The 4330-nt window shown below is 43.2% G+C and carries 1 protein-coding gene; it reads left to right on the top strand.

Annotated elements, in window-relative coordinates; all coding sequences use genetic code 11:
• Positions 1 to 451 precede the first annotated feature (451 nt).
• Positions 452 to 3973, top strand: coding sequence for an Eco57I restriction-modification methylase domain-containing protein (locus QT973_RS20780; RefSeq protein WP_333392088.1), 3522 nt, complete (start codon positions 452 to 454; stop codon positions 3971 to 3973).
• The last annotated feature ends 357 nt before the right edge of the window (positions 3974 to 4330 follow it).

Below are 4330 nucleotides of genomic sequence, written 5' to 3'. Positions count from 1 at the left end.
CAGTCCTCATAGCGAGGACTTTCGCTTTGAGACAGGGAATTCATTCCCTGTCGGACTGTCGGACTGTCGGACTGTCGAACTGTCTGTCTAATAGCGAAAGTCGTCTAAAGACGACTCATGAATTGAAAATTTTTCTTCTCAGTCCTCATAGCGAGGACTTTCGCTTTGAGACAGGGAATTCATTCCCTGTCGGACTGTCGGACTGTCGGACTGTCGAACTGTCTGTCTAATAGCGAAAGTCCTCTGAAAGAGGACTGATGAGTTGAAAATTTTTCTTCTCAGTCCTCATAGCGAGGACTTTCGCTTTGAGACAGGGAATTCATTCCCTGTCGGACTGTCGGACTGTCGGACTGTCGGACTATCTGACTCTCGGTTTAACGTTAAGTTGACACGCCTTGGGCACGATGCCGTGTCCCTACTAGAGTTCTCCCTTATTCCTTCATATATAACCATGCCACAAACACTTAAAGAATCCCGCGAACTTCTCCAAGACTTTGAATTCAACAAATTATTCGTCCAAAAACTCGGTTGGGATAATCCATCATCCCACAAAACCGTATCTGTAGAAATAGAAGGCGAGACTTATTCCCGAAAAGCCATCGCCCAACTTAACGGAGTAGTTGTATATGAAATTATCGCCGATAGCGGAAATATCCCCAACAACGCCCAAAGACTGACGATTTATCGCGAAATCGTCCAAATTTCCGCCGAAAATCTGTTGATTTTTATTGACAAAAATCGCACTAAATGTCTGTGGTATTGGGTAAAGCGCGAAGGTACAAAACTTTATCCCCGCGATCATGTATACGTGAAACGGGAACCTTGCGATTTGCTGCTGAGTAAGGTGACAGCTTTAAAGGTTGATTTAGCAGAATTAGAAACGCTTTCGGTGATTGATGTCGCCCAAAGATTGCAGGCGGGATTGGATGTCGAACGAGTAACTAAAAAGTTTTTTGAAGAGTTTAAACAGCAACACGTTGAATTTTTAAGTGTGATTCGCGGCATTGACAAAGAAACAGATAGACGCTGGTATACTTCGGTTTTACTCAACCGTTTGATGTTTGTTTATTTTTTGCAGCGCAAAGGATTTATCGACAGCGGCAAAATGCTGTATTTGCAAGAAAAGTTAGCCGAAAGCAAGCAGCGGGGAACGGATTTATTTTACTCAGAATTCTTGAAAACACTGTTTTTTGAGGGATTTGCTAAACCTCTCGATTTGCGGGAGGAAGGCGTTAAAGAATTAATCGGCGATGTTAAATATTTGAATGGGGGACTGTTTCTCGAACATCCCATCGAACAAAATTATCCGAATATCGCCATACCCGATGCTGCTTTTGAGAAAATATTTAATTTATTTGCAGCCTATTCTTGGAATCTTGACGATACAGTGGGCGGGAAGGAAAACGAAATTAATCCGGCGGTTTTGGGATACATCTTTGAGAAATACATTAACCAAAAAGCCTTTGGTGCTTATTATACCAGGCCGGAGATTACTGAATATTTGTGCGATCGCACAATCAACAAACTAATTCTCGATAGAGTTAATAATCTCTCTTCCTCCAACTCTTTCTCCCCCCTTACTAAGGGGGGCCGGGGGGGATCTCTTCATCAACAAGACAACGCATCCAACTCTTTCTCCCCCCTTAGCAAGGGGGGCCGGGGGGGTTCTTCTCCCCACTTTGAAACAATCACCGAACTCCTCACCAATCTCGACGCCAATCTCTGCCGCAGCCTGCTAATAGAAATCCTCCCAAACCTAACATTATTAGACCCAGCCTGCGGTTCCGGCGCGTTTTTAGTCGCAGCCATGAAAACGCTGATTTACATCTATTCAACAGTCATCGGTACAAGCAAGTTTTTAAATGATCGTTACCTCAATGACTACTTAAAAGACATCGAAAAAGAGCATTCATCACTTAACTACTATATCAAAAAACGGATTATTAGCGATAACCTCTACGGCGTGGATATCATGCCGGAAGCAGTGGAAATCGCTAAATTGCGACTGTTTTTAGCCTTGGTTTCGGCCGCGCAGAATGTCAACGACTTGGAACCATTGCCGAATATTGATTTTAACATTATGGCGGGCAATTCCTTAATTGGATTACTGCGGGTGGATGACGCAGAATATGAAGGAAGTGGAACTCAGTTAAATTTGTTTCACAAGACATACAGACAAGTATTAGAGGAGAAAAACCGTCTAATCTCTATTTACCGTCATGCGACTACCTATAGCCAAAACTTGCAGAGTTTACGAGATGAAATTGCCGAAAAGAAAGCGCCGGCTATCGAAAATATTAATAAGATTTTGTTGGAAAATTTCAAGGAGTTAAAAATTAAGTTTGAACAAGCACAGATTAGCGGTAAGCCGATTAAGCGTACCCTGACTCTCGCTGATATTGAAGCTTTGAAGCCTTTTCACTGGGGCTATGAGTTTGATGAAATTTTGCATCAACGGGGCGGTTTTGATGCGATTATTACTAATCCGCCTTGGGAAATTTTTAAGCCAAATGCTAGAGAGTTTTTTGTGCAGCATAACGAACTAGCCAAAAAAAGCAAGATGGATATCAAAACTTTTGAAAAAGAGCAAAATAAAATTCTGCAAAATCCTGAGATTGCTGAAACTTGGTTAAAATATTTGAGTGAATTTCCTCATGTTAGCGCTTACTACCGTTCAGCAGAACAGTACAAAAATCAGATTTCAATTGTCAACGGCAAAAAGTCTGGTACTGATATTAACTTCTACAAGCTTTTTCTAGAGCAATGTTTTAACCTCTTACGCCCAAATGGCGAGTGCGGCATCATCATTCCTTCTGGAGTTTATACTGATTTGGGTACTAAGCAACTGCGGGAAATGTTATTTGTTGACACTCAGATTGATTCACTGTTTGGTTTGTCCAATGAAAAGTTTATTTTTGAAGGAGTGCATCACAGCTTCAAGTTTTGCTTGCTCACTTTTGAGAAAGGTAAAAGTACAGAGTCATTTCAAGCTGCTTTCCGCATCAATCCGCGAGAAGCGATTAGGGTGGACAAACTCGATACTTTTCTGAACAATCCAGATGAATGTATTGAGATTTCTGTTAACCTGATTCGTCGCTTATCTCCTGACTCTCTGTCGGTGATGGAGTTTAAAAATGAGGGAGATATTCGGATTGCTGAGAAAATGCTGCAATTCCCTTTGCTGGGCGAACAGATTGAGGGGAAATGGAATCTGCGGTTAACTGCGGAATTTCACATGACTAATGACAGTCATTTATTCAAGCAAGAACCAGGGAAAGGGAGACTGCCACTTTATGAAGGGAAAATGATTGAGCAGTTTACTCATACTCTTTGCGAACCGCGTTATTGGATAGAGGAATCACAAGGACGAGCTGCGATACTTGGAAAAGAACAGGATAGAGGTCAAACTCTAGATTATCAGACTTATAGAGCTGGATTTCGTAAGATTGCAAGCAGTACAAATACCAGAACAATGATAGCCACAGTCATTCCACCTAACTTTCAAGCAGAAAACTTTCAGTCAGTGTTGCGTTGTTCAGAAGGTAGTGAGACTCCACCTAATAATCATCAGTGTTTATATTTAGTCAGTGTTTGGAATAGTTTTATTGTCGATTATGCACTTCGCTCTCGAATTTCAGCAAACATCAACTTTTTCTATGTTTACCAACTTCCTGTCCCGCGATTAACATCAGGTGACAAATACTTCACCGACATCGTACAGCGCGCCGCCAAACTCATCTGCACCGCCCCAGAATTTGACGAATTAGCCCAAGAAGTCGGCTTAAACTCCCACCGAGAAGGCGTTACCGATGAAACAGAACGCGCTCAATTGCGAGCCGAATTAGACGGCATCATCGCCCACCTTTACGGCTTAACCGAAGCCGAATTTGCGTATATTTTGACTACTTTTCCCATTGTGCCAGAAGCCGTCAAACAAGCAGCATTAGCGGCCTATCGCACCTTTGCGGCATAACCCGGAGATCCCCCCTAACCCCCCTTAAGAAGGGGGGGACAGGAAGTAGAGCGCACGTTTGCAGGGGAAAGTAGAGGAGACTGCAGTGCCGTTTCCCTACAAATAATAGGGGGGGTAGTTACATATTTCGTGCATGAAAATTGAGGATTTTGCGGTAGGGAAAGAGCACGGTGCGGTGTCCTCTTTTCCTCCGCCAGTCTTCTCGCTTACCCGGCACTCCGCCAGGGAATGAATTCCACGGGGCTTATAGCGAAAGTCCTCTGAAAGAGGACTGAAGAACAACTCATTAGTCCTCTTTCAGAGGACTTTTGCTTTGAGGCAGGGGTTTCAACCCTTGCCGGACTGTCGGGTAGGCGC

Source organism: Microcoleus sp. Z1_A1 (genome assembly GCF_036700305.1).
GTDB lineage: Bacteria > Cyanobacteriota > Cyanobacteriia > Cyanobacteriales > Microcoleaceae > Microcoleus.
The sequence above is the reverse complement of the archived record's forward strand: the minus strand, read 5'-3'. Positions and strand labels throughout refer to the sequence as shown.